15 protein-coding genes and 1 pseudogene are annotated in these 15,003 nt (G+C 63.9%); 5 read left to right on the top strand and 11 right to left on the bottom strand.

All coding sequences use genetic code 11. The features are described 5' to 3' along the window. A pseudogene (locus tag EN745_RS15365) lies at positions 1–362 on the top strand (3-oxoacyl-ACP reductase); the annotation flags it as partial. Beyond that, entirely contained in the window at positions 355–1,077 is a 723-nt protein-coding gene (locus EN745_RS15360; protein WP_127421668.1) for an SDR family oxidoreductase, read from the top strand. The pseudogene EN745_RS15365 and the gene EN745_RS15360, both read left to right, overlap by 8 nt. Before the next feature lie 38 nt (positions 1,078–1,115). Here EN745_RS15360 and EN745_RS15355 read toward each other — a convergent pair whose 3' ends face one another. The 7 genes from EN745_RS15355 to EN745_RS15325 all read right to left on the bottom strand — a co-directional run bounded on the left by EN745_RS15355 (position 1,116) and on the right by EN745_RS15325 (position 6,785). After that, on the bottom strand, positions 1,116–1,610 hold the full coding sequence (locus tag EN745_RS15355) for a DUF3592 domain-containing protein (RefSeq protein ID WP_127400284.1): 495 nt from the start codon (positions 1,608–1,610) through the stop codon (positions 1,116–1,118). A gap of 94 nt (positions 1,611–1,704) precedes the next feature. Continuing rightward, a complete protein-coding gene (locus EN745_RS15350; protein ID WP_127400285.1) occupies positions 1,705–2,082 on the bottom strand; it encodes a DoxX family protein in 378 nt (125 codons plus the stop codon). 63 nt (positions 2,083–2,145) lie between these two features. Further along, positions 2,146–2,604, bottom strand: a complete 459-nt coding sequence (locus EN745_RS15345; protein WP_127406693.1) for a carboxymuconolactone decarboxylase family protein — start codon at positions 2,602–2,604, stop codon at positions 2,146–2,148. A 5-nt stretch (positions 2,605–2,609) separates the two neighbouring features. Then, positions 2,610–3,146 carry an Rrf2 family transcriptional regulator gene (locus EN745_RS15340; RefSeq protein WP_127421667.1) on the bottom strand — a complete coding sequence of 179 codons (537 nt, stop codon included), beginning with the start codon at positions 3,144–3,146 and terminating at the stop codon, positions 2,610–2,612. Positions 3,147–3,256: 110 nt separating this feature from the next. Next, positions 3,257–4,570: an NAD-dependent dihydropyrimidine dehydrogenase subunit PreA gene (gene preA, locus EN745_RS15335; RefSeq protein WP_127421669.1), complete on the bottom strand. Its 1,314-nt coding sequence runs from the start codon at positions 4,568–4,570 to the stop codon at positions 3,257–3,259. A gap of 2 nt (positions 4,571–4,572) precedes the next feature. After that, entirely contained in the window at positions 4,573–5,937 is a 1,365-nt protein-coding gene (locus EN745_RS15330) for an NAD(P)-dependent oxidoreductase (RefSeq protein WP_127421666.1), read from the bottom strand. 113 nt (positions 5,938–6,050) lie between these two features. Continuing rightward, positions 6,051–6,785, bottom strand: a complete 735-nt coding sequence (locus EN745_RS15325; protein WP_127407133.1) for a gamma-glutamylcyclotransferase — start codon at positions 6,783–6,785, stop codon at positions 6,051–6,053. 174 nt (positions 6,786–6,959) lie between these two features. Between EN745_RS15325 and EN745_RS15320 the strand changes: the two genes are divergently transcribed. Continuing rightward, a complete protein-coding gene (locus EN745_RS15320; protein WP_127421665.1) occupies positions 6,960–7,739 on the top strand; it encodes a VOC family protein in 780 nt (259 codons plus the stop codon). 9 nt (positions 7,740–7,748) lie between these two features. Here the strand turns inward: EN745_RS15320 and EN745_RS15315 are convergent, their stop codons facing one another. Then, a complete protein-coding gene (locus EN745_RS15315) occupies positions 7,749–8,366 on the bottom strand; it encodes a hypothetical protein (protein ID WP_348628267.1) in 618 nt (205 codons plus the stop codon). Between the two features lie 67 nt (positions 8,367–8,433). Between EN745_RS15315 and EN745_RS15310 the strand changes: the two genes are divergently transcribed. Further along, positions 8,434–8,826: a DoxX family protein gene (locus tag EN745_RS15310; RefSeq protein ID WP_127400539.1), complete on the top strand. Its 393-nt coding sequence runs from the start codon at positions 8,434–8,436 to the stop codon at positions 8,824–8,826. Between the two features lie 25 nt (positions 8,827–8,851). Here the strand turns inward: EN745_RS15310 and EN745_RS15305 are convergent, their stop codons facing one another. Together EN745_RS15305 and EN745_RS15300 are read right to left on the bottom strand one after the other, a co-directional pair. Next, on the bottom strand, positions 8,852–11,278 hold the full coding sequence (locus EN745_RS15305; protein WP_127421664.1) for an FAD-dependent oxidoreductase: 2,427 nt from the start codon (positions 11,276–11,278) through the stop codon (positions 8,852–8,854). A 237-nt stretch (positions 11,279–11,515) separates the two neighbouring features. Then, complete coding sequence (locus tag EN745_RS15300) at positions 11,516–13,054, bottom strand: trimethylamine methyltransferase family protein (RefSeq protein ID WP_145992036.1); 1,539 nt, start codon at positions 13,052–13,054, stop codon at positions 11,516–11,518. A 216-nt stretch (positions 13,055–13,270) separates the two neighbouring features. Here EN745_RS15300 and EN745_RS15295 point away from each other — a divergent pair, with 216 nt between their 5' ends. Next, positions 13,271–13,867 carry a hypothetical protein gene (locus tag EN745_RS15295; protein WP_127400396.1) on the top strand — a complete coding sequence of 199 codons (597 nt, stop codon included), beginning with the start codon at positions 13,271–13,273 and terminating at the stop codon, positions 13,865–13,867. 33 nt (positions 13,868–13,900) lie between these two features. On the opposite strand, the gene EN745_RS15290 is transcribed toward EN745_RS15295, so the two are convergent. Beyond that, positions 13,901–15,003: oligopeptide/dipeptide ABC transporter ATP-binding protein (locus EN745_RS15290; protein WP_145992035.1), on the bottom strand; the 1,103-nt coding region annotated here is incomplete at its 5' end.

Below are 15,003 nucleotides of genomic sequence, written 5' to 3'. Positions count from 1 at the left end.
TGCGTGCCTACTGCCAGAGCAAGCTGGCACAGATCCTGTTCACCGTCGATCTGGCCGGAGAGCTGAAAGGCAGCGGCGTCACCGTAAACGCCCTGCATCCGGCAAGCTACATGGACACCACCATGGTCCGGCAAGCAGGCGTCACGCCGTGGAGCTCGGTCGAGACCGGCGCCGACGCCATCCTCAACCTCGCCGCTTCGCCGGCGCTCAAGGGACGCAGCGGTCTCTATTTCGACGGCCAGCGCGAATCCCGCGCCGACGCACAGGCCTACGACGAAAAGGCGCGCCGGCAGTTGCTGAGCCTTAGCCTCGACCTGATCGAGCGCGCCTCAGGCCCAACCAGGAACAACAGTCATGAGTGAGAAAATCGAACATTGCGTCATTATCGGCGGCTCGTCCGGCATCGGCCTTGCCACGGCGCGCAAGCTGGTTGGCCCCGGCATGAAAGTGACGATCACGGGCCGCAATGAAGACAAGCTCAAGAACGCCTGGAAGACCCTTGGCGGCACCGTCGGCAAGGCCGCCTTCGATGCGACCAGGCCGGGTGACGTCCGCCATTTCTTCGATAGCCTCGGACCGTTCGATCACCTCGTCCTGGCCGCAAGCGGCGGCAAGGGGCTTGGGCCGTTCGCGACCCTCGATCTCGCCGACATCGGCAGTGGCGTCGACGAGAAAATCCGCCCGCAATTGTCTTGCCTGCAGGCAGCCCTGCCGACGCTGAGCAAAGCGGGATCGGTTACCTTCATTTCGGCCGTATCGGCGCAGCTCGTCGCCCCCGGCATCGCCGGCATAGGCGCCATCAATGGCATGCTTCTGACAGTGGCACCGATCCTGGCGGTCGAGTTGAAGCCGTTACGCGTCAATGTCGTGGCGCCCGGCGTCATCGATACGCCCTGGTGGGATTTTCTGCCGGGCGAACAGCGGCAAGCGGTCTTTGCCGAATATGCCGGCAAGACGCCTGTCGGCCGCATCGGCCGCGCCGAGGACGTCGCCGACGCGATCGCCTTCCTTGTCTGCAACGGCTTCATGACCGGCCAGGTGCTGACCTGCGATGGCGGTCTGCGATACGCTGCTTGAACTGCTGCCCAAGACCGCCGGCGGTCGTACGAAAATGTTTAGTCGGAAATCAGGCTGGGCCAGAAAGCGAATGCCATCAGCCCGGCCGCGATCAGGTACCAGACGGCGACGTGGATCGCCTTCATGATCGGTCGCCCCACTTCCCGTGCCCGCTTCGGATTGAGTGGATCATAGATCACCTCGACCGAAGCTCCGATCGAACCGGTCACGCTATTGATCGGTAGGTTCGAGTCGAAACGCCAGCTACGCCCCTGGCGATCGGCGAATTCGATGGTCGGCGTGCTTGGGGAATCGCCGGACGTGTCAATGCCAACCACCTTGCCGATGGCATAGGCGCGTCGCCGCCTGAGCACGATATCGCCATAGCTGTGCGGGACAACCAGCGCCAGCACGAAGAGGGCACACAGGAAGCACCATATCTGCATGTCGGTGGGGGAATAGCCGATCGATTCAGCGGTCGCGCGAAACGGCGACAGCGCCTGATGAAAGGCCTGCGAAACGCTCGCCCAGAAACCGGTCCAGTTTTGCTCCATGCGCGCTCCAACGGGCGAACTGGGTCAAGGTACAGCACAATCGCGACAGAGCGATTAATGGGCACTCGACGACCGGAAGCGTCAAGTTGTCAGTTCAAAGCGGCTGCGCCATCAGCGCCAGAAACCCTCCGGAAAGCGCAATATTGGCGACAAAGCCGTTGATTCGTGCCGCTCGCTCCGGGCCCTGATGATCCCAGAAATTGTCGAACATGACCGTTGCGACGACCAGGAACAGGATAAGCCAAGCAGCAGCAAGCGCGATCCAGACGCCCGCCACAATCAGGCCGCCGGCGACGACCTGCACGACGATGCCGAGCCACAGCGCCAGCCCCGCCTGAGGCACGCCGCGCTCCGTCATCAACTGGGTCAGGAAGGCCCTGTTCAGGATATTGCGCAAGCCGGCGAAGACAAAGGCGCCGCCAACCAGCAGTCGCGCGGCAAGCAGAATCTCGTTTTGAAAATTTGCAAACATGTGATTGATCTCGCGCCAAAAAGGCGCGGGGCCGAGGTCCGGCCCGCGCGCTGGGTCGATCGCTCACGCAGCCTTGGCGGCCGGCGTTGGGTGAATGGCCTGGAACGGAACGCAAAGCCGGTTCCAGGTGTTGATCATGCCGATCGCGACCGACAGCTTGACCAGTTCCTCTTCGGAGAAATGCACCAGCGTGCGGGCATAAAGTTCGTCCGAGACGCCGTTGTTGGCGATCTTCGTCACCGCTTCGGTCCAGGCCAGCGCGGCGCGCTCGCGCTCGGAAAACAGCGGCGATTCCTTCCAGGCAGCGATGAGATAGAGCCGCTGCTCGGTCTCGCCGTCCTGCCGCGCCTCGCGGCTGTGCATGTCGACGCAGAAGGAGCAGCCGTTGATCTGCGAGGCGCGCAGCTTGATCAGATGCAGCAGGCTAACCTCCAGCCCGCATTCGTCGACCGCCTTGTTGAGCGCCGACACCGCCTTCATGATTTCAGGCGCCTTGGCGAAGAATTGCAGCCTCTGTTTCATAGTTCTTACCTTCCACTCTTTGCTTGGGGAACTTGGTTTGGATGAACCTTCTGCGGCCGCTGATAGCGGGCGACGAAGGCGCAGCCCGCCGCGACCGAGCGCGGATCGGCCTCGCTGACATAGTCAGCCACGATCGCCGACAGCCTGACGTCGGCCAGCGCTGCGCGATAGGCGCGCTCGGCCTTGAGCATCGCTGCATTGATGCCGCATGGCTTCACATAGGCCGAAGCATCGAGCCGCACAGGGCCGCGCTGGCGGATCTCGCCGCAACGGAAGGCAGGTTCCCTGCCCTCGACGGCGAGCACGATGTCGAGCAGCGTGATGCTCTCGGACGGCTTCGCCAGACGGTAGCCGCCGGCCGGTCCCGGCACCGATTCCAGAATACCCGCGGCCGTCAGCATGTTGAGATGCTTGAGCAGATAGCTCGGCGACAGGCCGAAAGCCTCCGCCATGGCGGCGCCCGGCATGGTCGCGGCGCCGTCTACGCCTGCGAGCATCGCGGCGCAGTGGATTGCCGCCTCGACGCCTTCCCCCAATCTCATGATGCCATGCTCCAATTCATGGATATCTTTTATCGTGGATATCAACTATCTGCAATAGGAAAACGAAAAACGGCGCCCGAAGACGCCGCTTCTCTCGTCGCGTACCTGCCCTATTCCGCCGCTACCTTGGCCATCGGATTGTTCGGATGCGTCGTCCAGTTGGCATAGACCGGCGACACCGGCTTGCCGGTGCGCTCGTCCATCGCGCCGGCGGCCAGCGGCTCCATCGTGATGCAGCCCTCGACCGGGCAGACATTGACGCAGAGGTTACAGCCGACGCATTCGGCCTCGATCACCTCGAAATGCCTGACGCCGTCGACCATGCTGGTGATCGCCTGGTGCGAGGTATCTTCGCACGCGATGTGGCAGCGGCCACATTTGATACAGGCGTCCTGGTCGATATGCGCCTTGGCGACATAGTTGAGGTTGAGATACTGCCAGTCGGTGACGTTGGGCGTGGCCCGGCCGACGAAGTCGGAGAGCGAGGCATGGCCCTTCTCGTCCATCCAGTTCTCAAGCCCGGCGATCATCTCCTGCACGATCTTGAAGCCGTAGGTCATCGCCGCCGTGCAGACCTGCACGTTGCCAGCGCCGAGCGCCATGAACTCCGCCGCATCGCGCCAGGTGGTGATGCCGCCGATGCCGGAGATCGGCAGTCCGCGGGTCTCAGCATCGCGCGCGATCTCGGCCACCATGTTCATGGCGATCGGCTTCACCGCCGGTCCGCAATAGCCGCCATGCGAGCCCTTGCCGTCGATGGTCGGCTGCGGCGCGAAACTGTCGAGGTCGACGCCGGTGATCGAATTGATGGTGTTGATCAAAGACACCGCGTCGGTGCCGCCGGCGTGTGCCGCGCGCGCCGGCTTGCGGATGTCGGTGATGTTGGGCGTCAGCTTGGTGATGACCGGCATGCGGGTGTTTGCCTTGCACCAGCGCACCACCATTTCGATATATTCCGGCACCTGGCCGACCGCCGAGCCCATGCCGCGCTCCGACATGCCGTGCGGACAGCCGAAATTGAGCTCGATGCCGTCGGCTCCGGTCTCCTCGACCACCGGCAGGATCGCCTTCCAGCTTTCCTCGACGCACGGCACCATCAGCGAGACGACGACGGCGCGATCCGGCCAGTCCTGCTTGACCTGCTTGATCTCGCGCAGATTGGTCTGCAGCTCGCGGTCGGTTATCAGCTCGATGTTGTTCAGGCCAAGCAGTCGCCGGTCGGCACCCCAGATCGCGCCATAGCGCGGGCCGTTGACGTTGACGACGGGCGGCCCCTCTTCGCCGAGCGTTTTCCAGACCACGCCGCCCCAGCCCGCCTTGAAGGCGCGGATGACATTGTAGGCCTTGTCGGTCGGCGGCGCCGAGGCCAGCCAGAACGGATTGGGCGACTTGATGCCGACGAAATTGTTGCGGATATCTGCCATGCTCATGCCCTCCCGTTAGAGGTCAGTGCCCGGTTGATCGATTCCGCCGCGTCGCGGCCCTGCGCCACGGCCGAGACGGTGAGGTCATCGCCGCCGAAGATGCAGTCGCCGCCGGCCCAGACCTTCGCCAGCGACGTACGCCCCTCGGCATCGACCTTGATGCGCCCGCCCTCCAGCTCGATCTCGGCGCCACTGCCATTCAGCGCTGCCGGGACAAAGCTCTGGCCGATCGCCTTGAACACCTGGTCGGCGGCGAGCGTAAGCCGCTCGCCAGTGCCGGCAAGCTTGTCGCCGTTCATTGCCGTGTATTCGAGCTCGATCGCCGACACCTTGCCGTTCTCGGCGATGACCCGCTTCGGCTGCAGCCAGTGGCGGATGGTGACGCCGTTGGCGGCGGCCAGATCCTGCTCGAAGCCGGATGCATTCATGTGCTCCTGGCCGCGCCGGTAGCAGATCGTCACCTCCTCGGCCCCGAGCAGCTTCGACTGCACCGCGGCGTCGATCGCCGTCATGCCGCCGCCGATGACGACGACGCGCCTTCCGACCGGCAGGCCCGAAAGATCGCCCGCCTGACGCAGCTCGGCGATGAACTCCACGGCGTTGGTGACACCATCGGCATCCTCGCCGTCGGCGCGCAGCGCGTTGACGCCGCCAAGCCCCATGCCGAGGAACACCGCGTCGTAGTTCCGGATCAGGTCGGACAGCTGGTAGTCGCGGCCGAGCGCCTTGCCGTTCTGGATGTCGATGCCGCCGATCGAGGTAACGTAGTCGACCTCGGCCTGGGCGAAATTGTCGACGCTCTTGTAGGCCGCGATGCCGTATTCGTTGAGGCCGCCGGCCTTCGCTCGCGCCTCCAATATGGTCACGTCATGACCATGGCGGGCGAGCCGATGCGCGGCGGCAAGCCCGGCCGGCCCGGCGCCGACCACAGCGACCGTCTTTCCGGTCGGTTCGGGGCGCGGATAAAACTGCTTGTTCTCGGACATGGCGACGTCGGTTGCGTAGCGCTGCAGCCGGCCGATCTGCACCGGCTTGCCTTCCGCCACCTCGCGCACGCAGACTTCCTCGCACAGCGTCTCGGTCGGGCAGACGCGGGCACACATGCCGCCAAGGATGTTTTGGTCGAAAATGGTCTTCGCCGAGCCGAGCGGATTGCTGGTCGAGATCTGGCGGATGAACAGCGGAATGTCGATCGAGGTCGGGCATGCGTTCATGCACGGCGCGTCGTAGCAGAAATAGCAGCGATCGGATTCGACCAGCGCCTCGTGATGGTCGAGCGGCGGGTGCAGGTCGGAGAAATTGTCGGCATATTGCTCGGACGACAGCCGGCCGCCGGCTATGCCTTCCTTGAAATGACCAGTCGCCATTCCGGTTCCCCTTGTCTTGTTTTAGGGAAGGCTAGCACGTTTTATTTTTTTATCAATTGGTCAATTTTCGACCAAGTCGCTGAAAAGACACGATAAAAACATGATAATTGCACTCATGTTATAACGAGCGCGGAAGGCTCGAATGGCGCAGCGCTTTCAATGCCGGGGCCATGGATCGACCTGATCTCGTCCGCGACCAGTTCCTGCAGCCGCCACAGATTGCGGTCATGGATGCCGAACGCCTCGAGATGGCTGACTGTGTTGTAGAGATACTCGGCTCCGGAGCCGACATGGCCGCAGGCGCGGGCCAGCACATGCGCCACCGTCTCGAGCGGCTGCCCAAGCGAGGTGCCCCTGCCGGTCACCCCGACCCAGAAGCCCAGCGCCTTGAGCGGCCCCTGCGCGGTGCGCACCGGCACCCAGCGGACCGAGGCGATGCTTTCGTGATCATCTATCTCGCGCCGCAGCAGCCTTTCGATCTGGGCAGGCTTGTCGCCGTCCGGCAGGCGATAGATGACGCCGTCGCAGCGCCCGCCCCGTTCCAACGCCATCATCAGCCCCGGCTGCTCGACGCTGCCGCGCCAGCGCACCATGTCGAGGCAGAACGACCGATGCCAGCCATGGGCCGAGGCGCGCTGCTGCTCGACGGAATCGAAGGCCGGCTTCCAGATCAGCGAGCCATAGGCGAACACCCACAGCGGCCCTTCGTCGGCTTCGCCTGACAGACGCTGGGCAAGCGAGCGGAAATCATCGTCGTTCAATTGCGTCCAGCTGCCGTCCGGACCTGGATCGGCTTCCTCCCGATGACAGAGCGCCACAAGCTCCGGCGTGAGCGACATCTGCCGCATGGATCGTGATCCCCTCATTGACGGACAAGCAAAGGCGAAAACCGCATGGCGCGCAAGATTGCAGTCACAGTGCCTTGCCGCCGTCGATTTCCGGCCCATGTCGAATTCCTGTCGTCGGATCATCCTAAGATCGATCACGAGACAATCAGATGGACAAACCCAAGGAGCATGACGATGCCGAAATCACCGATGCCGTTCTTCTGGTACGAATTGATGACCACCGACCTCGACGCCGCCGAGGCCTTCTACACAGCCGTTGTCGGCTGGAAGGGCCAACCCTTCGATACCTCGCCCGGCATGCCGCGCTACATCGTCATGAATGTTGGCGAGCGCGGCGTCGGCGGCTTGATGACGCTGCCCGAGGATGCCGCCAAGATGGGCATGCCGCCGGCCTGGCTCGGCTATATCCACACCAAGGATGCGGATGGCGCGACGGCGTCGCTGAAGGAGGCGGGTGGCTCTGTCCACCGCGCGCCGGACGATATTCCGGGCGTCGGGCGCTTTGCTGTCGTTGCCGATCCGCAAGGCGCGACCTTCATGTTCCTGCAGCCGAACCAACCCGATCAGCCGCCGGTGCCGGCGGGAACGCTAGGCCACATCGGCTGGCATGAGCTCTACACGACGGACTGGAAAGCGGCTTTCGACTTCTATGCCGGCCAGTTCGGCTGGACCAAGGCCGGTGACTTCGACATGGGCCCGGCCATGGGCATCTACCAGGTCTTCGCTTTTGGCGGCGACCCTGTCGGCGGCATGATGAACAAGCCTGAGCAGATCCCGGTGCCAGTCTGGCAGTTCTACTTCAACGTCGCCGCCATCGACGCCGCGGCCAAGCGCGTGACCGACAATGGCGGCAAGGTCATCATGGGGCCGATGGAGGTGCCCGGCGGGGATTGGATCGTACAGTGCACGGATCCTCAAGGCGCGCATTTCGCGCTCATCGCGCCAATGCGGTAGGCGACCGGATCACTCCGGCGTCAGCACCGCCACTTTGAGGTCGGCCTTCTTGCTGCCGCTGAGCTGGACGGTGGCCGGACCGGCCGACAGCTTGAAACGCACGCTCTTGCGAATGCCCGGGCAGGTCTTCACGCCGCTGAACCCAGCCGACTTCACGGCGTGGCCGTCCTGCACGATATCGATCCAGGCCTCATCCGACAGGCTGACCTGGAGCTCTCCTTCCGGCGGCACGACGATGCTTGCGGTCGCGCCGAACGTGCCGGCTGCCGGGGCACGGTCCGGAGGCACTTCAAAGCTGATCGTGTCGACCGCTGCGAGCGTGAAATCCATCGCCTGGCCGACCGTCAGGGCAGCGCCGGACTGCGCGGCCGGCGCTGCCGCAAACAGTGCCTGCTCGCGCGCCACCGGCCATTTGAAGGCATCACAGCCGCCCTCGGCGGCCATGGCGAAGCTGGTGCCTGCAAGGATTGCGAACAGGCTGATGACGATTGTTTTCATGGCAAGGGGAACTCGGATGGTTGGCGTACCGGCATCAATACAACCATAGCGATATTTATGCAACCATGAAGAGAAACATTTTTGGGAGATGAAACCGTTTTCACTCACCGATTGTTGAAGGCAGGGCATCGGAAGTGAGTGGTCCATTGTCGGGCGATATTTTATGGCCAGGCGGGGAGGCAAAATGGAGTTTTGGATGAAGCTTTTCGAAGGTTTTTCCCAGTACCGGCCACAGGCGCTCGGCGTGCTGCGCATCGTGACTGCGCTGCAATTCATCGAACATGGCACCCAGAAACTGTTCAATTTCCCCGTCGGCGAGCACGCCGGCGCCTTGAGCGGGTTGCCTCTGGCTGCCGGCATCCTTGAATTCGCCGGCGGCATCCTGCTCGCTCTCGGGTTGCTCACCCGGCCGGTGGCGTTCCTTCTCGCTGGCGAGATGGCGATCGCCTATTTCATGGCGCATGCGCCGCGCGACTTTTTCCCGGTCAACAATGGCGGCGACGCGGCGATCTCCTTCTGCTTCATCTTCCTCTATCTGGTGTTTGCCGGTGCCGGCGCCTTCGCGCTGGACAACCGCCGCAACGCGTAACCCTGCCAAAAGAATGCGCGCCCGGTCAGGCGCGCATTCTTTCGAAATTCGCGTCGAACAATGGCGAGGCTTGTGTTCGCGCCGCATGGCGCTTGCCGAGTATCTCGATCTCGAAGCCGTCGCTCTCGTCAGCGATCTCCTTCGGCACATAGCCCATGGCGACCGACTGTTTCGCGTGATGCGCGTAGCCGCCCGAGGTGACCCAACCGCGCACGACGCCATCGTACCAGATCGGCTCGTCGCCGATGACATCGGCGTCGTCCGCTTCGACGATGAAGGCGCGCAGCCGCAGCTTGCCGCCCTGCTTGCGTTCGGCCAGTGCCGCCTGCTTGCCGATGAAGTCCGCCTCCTTGCCATAGGCGACGAAACGGTCGAGCCCTGCCTCCAGCGGCCCATAGATCGGCCTGTACTCACGCGCCCATGAGCCGTAATTCTTTTCGAGCCTGAGAGCATTGAGCGCGCGCGAGCCGAACAGGCCGATGCCGAACTCCTCGCCTGCCTTGATCATCGCCTGGAATGCGGCGCGCTGATATTCGGGCGCCACCCAGACTTCGTAGCCGAGATCGCCGGTATAGCTGACGCGGCCGACCAGGCACTGCGCCATGCCGATGTCCATTTTCGCAACGGCCATGAAGGGCAATGCCGTATTGGAGACGTCAGCGCGCGTCACCTTTGCCAGCACATCTCGCGCCTTCGGTCCGGCGATCGCCAGCCCGGTCAGCTTCTGTCCCAAAGCCTCGACGCGCACGGAGCCGTCTTTCGGCAGATACGCCTCGAACCAGCGCATATGATATTGCTCGGCGATGCCGGAGCCGGCGATGAACCACTCGCCGTCGTCGATGTTGGCCAGCGTGAAATCGCCGATCAGCCTGCCGTCATCCTTCAGCATCGGCGCCAGCGTCATGCGGCCGCGCTTCGGCAGCTTGCAGGCCAGCATGCGGTCGAGCCAGGCGGCTGCGCCCTCACCCGTCACCGCGTATTTGGCGAAGTTGGAAATCTCCGCCAGGCCGACGCCGCCGCGCACCGCTGCCACTTCCTTCGCGACATGGTCGAAATCGCTCGAGCGCCGCCACGAGAACTCGTCCCTGACGCCTTCAGGGGCATACCAGAGCGGCACCTCCAGCCCGTAGGACACGCCCCATTGCGCGCCCTTGGCAGAGAGGGCGTCATAGACCGGCGTCGTCTTGAGCGGACGTCCGGCCGGCAATTCCTCATTGGGGAAGCGGATCGAGAAGCGCCGCGAATAATTTTCGCGCACCTTGGCGTTGGTGTAGGCCATCGTCGCCCAGTCGCCGTAGCGCGCGACATCCATTGCCCAGATGTCGGCACCGGGATCGCCCTCGATCATCCAGTTTGAAAGTGCGAGACCGACACCGCCGCCCTGCGAAAAGCCGGCCATCACGCCGCAGGCGACCCAGAAGCCGGGCAGGCCGCGCACCGGACCGACCAGCGGATTGCCGTCCGGCGCGAAGGTGAAGGGGCCGTTGATGATCTGCTTGATGCCGGTGTGCTGGAAGGCGGGGAAATGCCGGAAGCCGACTTCCAGCGACGGCGCGATGCGATCGATGTCCGGCTCCAGCAGTTCATGGCCGAAATTCCATGGCGTCTGGAATTCCGACCACGGCTTGTTGGCCTTCTCGTAGGTGCCCATCAGCATGCCGCCGCGCTCCTGGCGCAGATACAATTCGCCGTCGAAATCGACCGCATGGATGATCTCGGTGCCGGTCTCCTGGTTCCAGGCGGCGACCTCCGGCATGTCCTCGGTGATCAGGTACATGTGCTCCATCGCCAACACCGGCAGTTCAAGCCCGACCATGCGGCCGACCTCGCGCGCCCACAGGCCGCCGGCATTGACGACATGCTCGGCCACCACCTCGCCCTTGTTGGTGATCACGCGCCACAGCCCGTCGGGACGGCGCACGATGTCCTCGACCTTGGTGAAACGCTCGACGTCGGCGCCTAGTTTCCGCGCCGCCTTGGCATAGGCGTGCGTTACGCCGGACGGATCGAGATGGCCGTCCTCCTTGTTACGCACCGCGCCGACGAATTGCTTTGGATCGAGCAGCGGCATCAGTTCGGCCGCCTCGTTGGGCGAGATCACCTCGAGGTCGATGCCGAGATAGCGCCCCTTGGCGACGACGCCGCGCAGCCAGTCGAGACGCGCCTCGGTCGCCGCCAGCAGCACGCCGCCGGTGAGGTGCACGCCGGTCGCCTGGCCGGACAGTTCCTCGATCTCCTTGTAGAGCGAAATCGTGTATTTCTGCAGCTTGGCGACGTTGGGATCGCCATTGATCGTGTGCATGCCGCCGGCCGCATGCCAGGTCGAGCCCGAGGTCAGCTCGTCGCGCTCCAAAAGCACGATGTCGGTCCAGCCGTGCCGCGCCAGATGGAAGAGCACCGAGCATCCGACGACACCGCCGCCAATGACCACGACCTTTGCATGCGATTTCATGGGTTTTTCTCTGATATCAATACGTTGGAGAGACAAGGTGAATCGGAAGGGCAACGCCAAGCACCCCCCTCTGGCCTGCCGGCCATCTCCCCTCAAGGGGGAGATCAGCAGTTCGAACTCCGTCATCCCCTGCGACGCCGAAAATTTGCGAAAGCCGAGATGAGATCCAATCTCCCCCCTTGAGGGGGAGATGCCCGGCAGGGCAGAGGGGGGTGCCTCGCACCGACGCCAAGGAACTCACGGCTCGCCCTGCCCGATCGCTTCCTTGCGCCTGGCGACATAGGCTTCGAGCGCCTCGCGCACCGCAGGATCCATCTCTGGCTGGACATATTCCTCCAGCGCCTTCTTCCACAGCCGCGTCGCGCGCGCCGTGGCGTCGAGGCCGCCGGCCTCCTGCCAGGCCTCGTAATTCTGCCAGTTGGAGAGCATCGGCTGGTAGAAGGCGGTGGCGTAGCGTTCCAGTGTGTGCGACTCGCCGAAGAAATGGCCGCCGGTCGGCACCGCGCCCAGCGCCTCGACCGCGAGTTCCCCCTCGTCGACCACGATCGGCCGCAGGAACTCCATCATGTGCTGGATCATCTCGACGTCGATGATGAATTTCTCGAACGACGCCGTCAGCCCGCCCTCCTGCCAGCCGGCAGCGTGGTAGACGAGGTTGCCGTGGCCGAGCACCGCGCCCCACAGCGCCATCAGCGTCTCATAGGCGCCTTGCGCGTCGGCCGCATTGGAGGCCGAACCGGGCGTCGTGCGGTAAGGCAAATCATAGCGCCTTGCCAGTTGTCCGGACGCGATGTTGGCCTTGGTGTTTTCTGGCGTGCCGAAAGCCGGCGCGCCCGACTTCATGTCGACATTGGAGGTGAAGGCGCCGTACATGACCGGCGCGCCGGGCCGAACGAGCTGCGTCAACACGACGCCGAACAGCGCCTCGGCGTTCTGCTGCGCCAGCGCTCCGGCCAGCGTCACCGGGCTCATCGCCCCCATCAGCGTAAAAGGCGTCACCGCTACCGACTGGCCGAACTCGGCCATGGTCATCAGGCCTTCGGCCATCATCTCGTCGAAGCGACGCGGCGAGTTGACCGAGATGACGGTGGCGATGCCGGGATCGTTGCGCAGCTGGTCAAGCGTCAGCCCGCGCGCGATCGCCATCATCTCGATGCCGTCGAGCGCCCTGCCCCGGCCGATCGCCGAGACATGGAAACTTTTGTCGGTCAGCGTCAGATTGGCGAAGTAAGTGTCGAGATGGCGCGAATTGGCCGGCAGTTCGATCGGCGCGCAGACCTGGTTGCCGAGCATGTGGACGCAGTTGAAATGCTGTGCCAGCCGCACGAGGTCCTGATAGTCGCGCAAATTGCCGGCGCGGCGGCCACGCTCCATGTCGTGCACGTTGGGCGGCCCGGCGACCAGGGTGAAATTGATCGTGTTGCCGCCGAGATGGATGGCGTGCGCCGGATTGCGCGGCGTGAGCAGGTAGGCGGGACGCGTCGTCTTCAGCGCCTCGGCGACCATGCCGCGATCGATGCGGACGTTCATCGACGCATGATCGACCGCAGCACCCGCCTTTTCGAACAGCGTCAGCGCCCGCGGGCTCATCACCTCGATGCCGAAATTTTCCAGGATATGCATCGAGGCTTCATGGATCGCCTCGATCTGGTCGGCCGAGAGCAGCGCCATCGGCGGATAGGGATTGGTCACCCGTCTTGTCGGCAATTGCGGGATCGCGGACGGCCCCCGGTTGCTGGTTCGCTCAGTGCCGCGCTTGCGTCTTGGTTCGGTCATGCCGCGCATCAAAGCGCCGGCACGAAAGCGCGGCTGTCAGAAATCCGCCATTTGCGGGCGCGATTTTAGCCAAGGCGGCATTTCTGGCATTCCATTGCGAAAAAAGCGACATAGAGAGTCGAAATCATAACACCTGGCAAGCCGGCGACGGCCGGTCGCCACCCGTTAAGAAACGCCGCAAGAATCCCTTTATGTTTTCGGCCTATTCGTCTGCCGATGCGTAGGTCGAGTTCTAGTAAAATTGTAGCTGTCACTGTGCTGCTGGCGTTGGCGCTTTCGGCCTGCGCGACGCCGCCGAGCCATATCAACGATGTCTGCGCCGTCTTCGACCAGAATGACGGCTGGTTCGACAATTGGCAGGCGGCGGCCGAGCGCGCCGAGCAGAAATATGGCGTGCCCGTGCCCGTGCTGATGGCGACGGTGCGCAAGGAATCCGGCTTCAAGAGCAACGCCAGGCCGCCGCGCACCAAGCTGCTCGGCTTCATTCCCTGGAAGCACGTGTCCAGCGCCACCGGGTACTCGCAGGCGCTCGACGGCACCTGGTCGCAATACCAGAGCGAGACCGGCAATTGGGCGGCACGCCGGACGCGCTTTGCCGATGCCGTCGACTTCGTCGGCTGGTACCATTCCAAGACCGCCGACACGCTCAGCGTCCCCCGCAACGACACCTACAATCTTTATCTGGCCTACTATCTCGGCTGGACGGCTTATGGCCGCGGCAGCCGCGGCGACGCCGGCGTGCAAAGCTACGCGCGGGCCACCGAGAAGATGGCCCGGGACTACGCCGCGCAGCTGCGCCAATGCGGCAGCTGATAGCGGCGCTGAACTAGCTTCAGCGACGCTCTCCTAATTCGGGCTCGGCTTCTTGCCGCTCGGGCGCTTCGGGGGGGAACCGGCAAAGCCCGGACCGGTGCCATGCGGCGCGTCTTCCGGCACGCCCTCATGCGCCGCATGCTCCTTGTCGAACTTGATCACCTGATCCATCTTCGCCAGCACGTCGTCGGCCAGCCAGCACAGGCTCATATGGCCGTCGCCGAGATTCTTCACCGGCGGCACCTTGGTCTCGCACAGATTGTCCGGCACCAGCTTCTTGTAGCCGCAGCGCGTCTGGAACGGACAGCCGGTCGGCGGGTTCATCGCCGACGGGATGTCGCCCTCAAGCACGATGTGCTTTTTGACCACGCTGGTGTCGGCGATCGGGATCGCCGACAGCAGCGCCTCCGTATAGGGGTGGTAGGGCGGCGAGAATATCTGGTCGGTCGTGCCCTGTTCGACGATGTAGCCGAGATACATGACGACGACGCGGTCGGCGATGTAGCGCACCACCGACAAGTCGTGGCTGATGAACAGCATCGTCGTCTTGTTCTTGCGCTGGATGTCCATCAGCAGTTCGGTCACCGCCGCCTGCACCGAGACGTCAAGCGCCGAAACCGGCTCGTCGGCCACCACCACCCTGGCATCGCCGGCAAAGGCGCGTGCCACGCCGATGCGCTGCTTCTGGCCGCCGGAGAGCTGGCGCGGCTTGCGCGTCTCGAAGGCCCGCGGCAGCTTCACCAGGTCGAGCAGCTCCAGCATCCGCTTGCGCCGCTCGGCGACCGTCTTGCCGACATTGAATTTTTCCAGCGTGCGGATGATCTGCGAGCCGACCGAGTGGCTGGGGTTCAGCGTGTCGAACGGGTTCTGGAACACCATCTGGATCGACGACACGGTCTCGACGCTCCGATTCTCGATGCCGGTCGACTGGATCTCCTTGTTGCCGAGCGTCACGCTGCCGGAACTCGCCGTCTCCAGCCCGAGCAGCACCTTGGCCAGTGTCGACTTTCCGCAGCCGGACTCGCCGACGATGGCAACGGTCTCGGATTCGCGCGCTTCGAAGGAGATCGTCTCGTTGGCCTTGACGACGCGGCCCTCGCTGGAGCCGAACACTTCGCTGCCGCCGACCTTGTAGT

Source organism: Mesorhizobium sp. M4A.F.Ca.ET.022.05.2.1 (genome assembly GCF_003998845.1).
Classification (GTDB): domain Bacteria; phylum Pseudomonadota; class Alphaproteobacteria; order Rhizobiales; family Rhizobiaceae; genus Mesorhizobium.
Note: the sequence above shows the minus strand (reverse complement) of the source record. Positions and strands in the feature narration are given on the sequence as shown.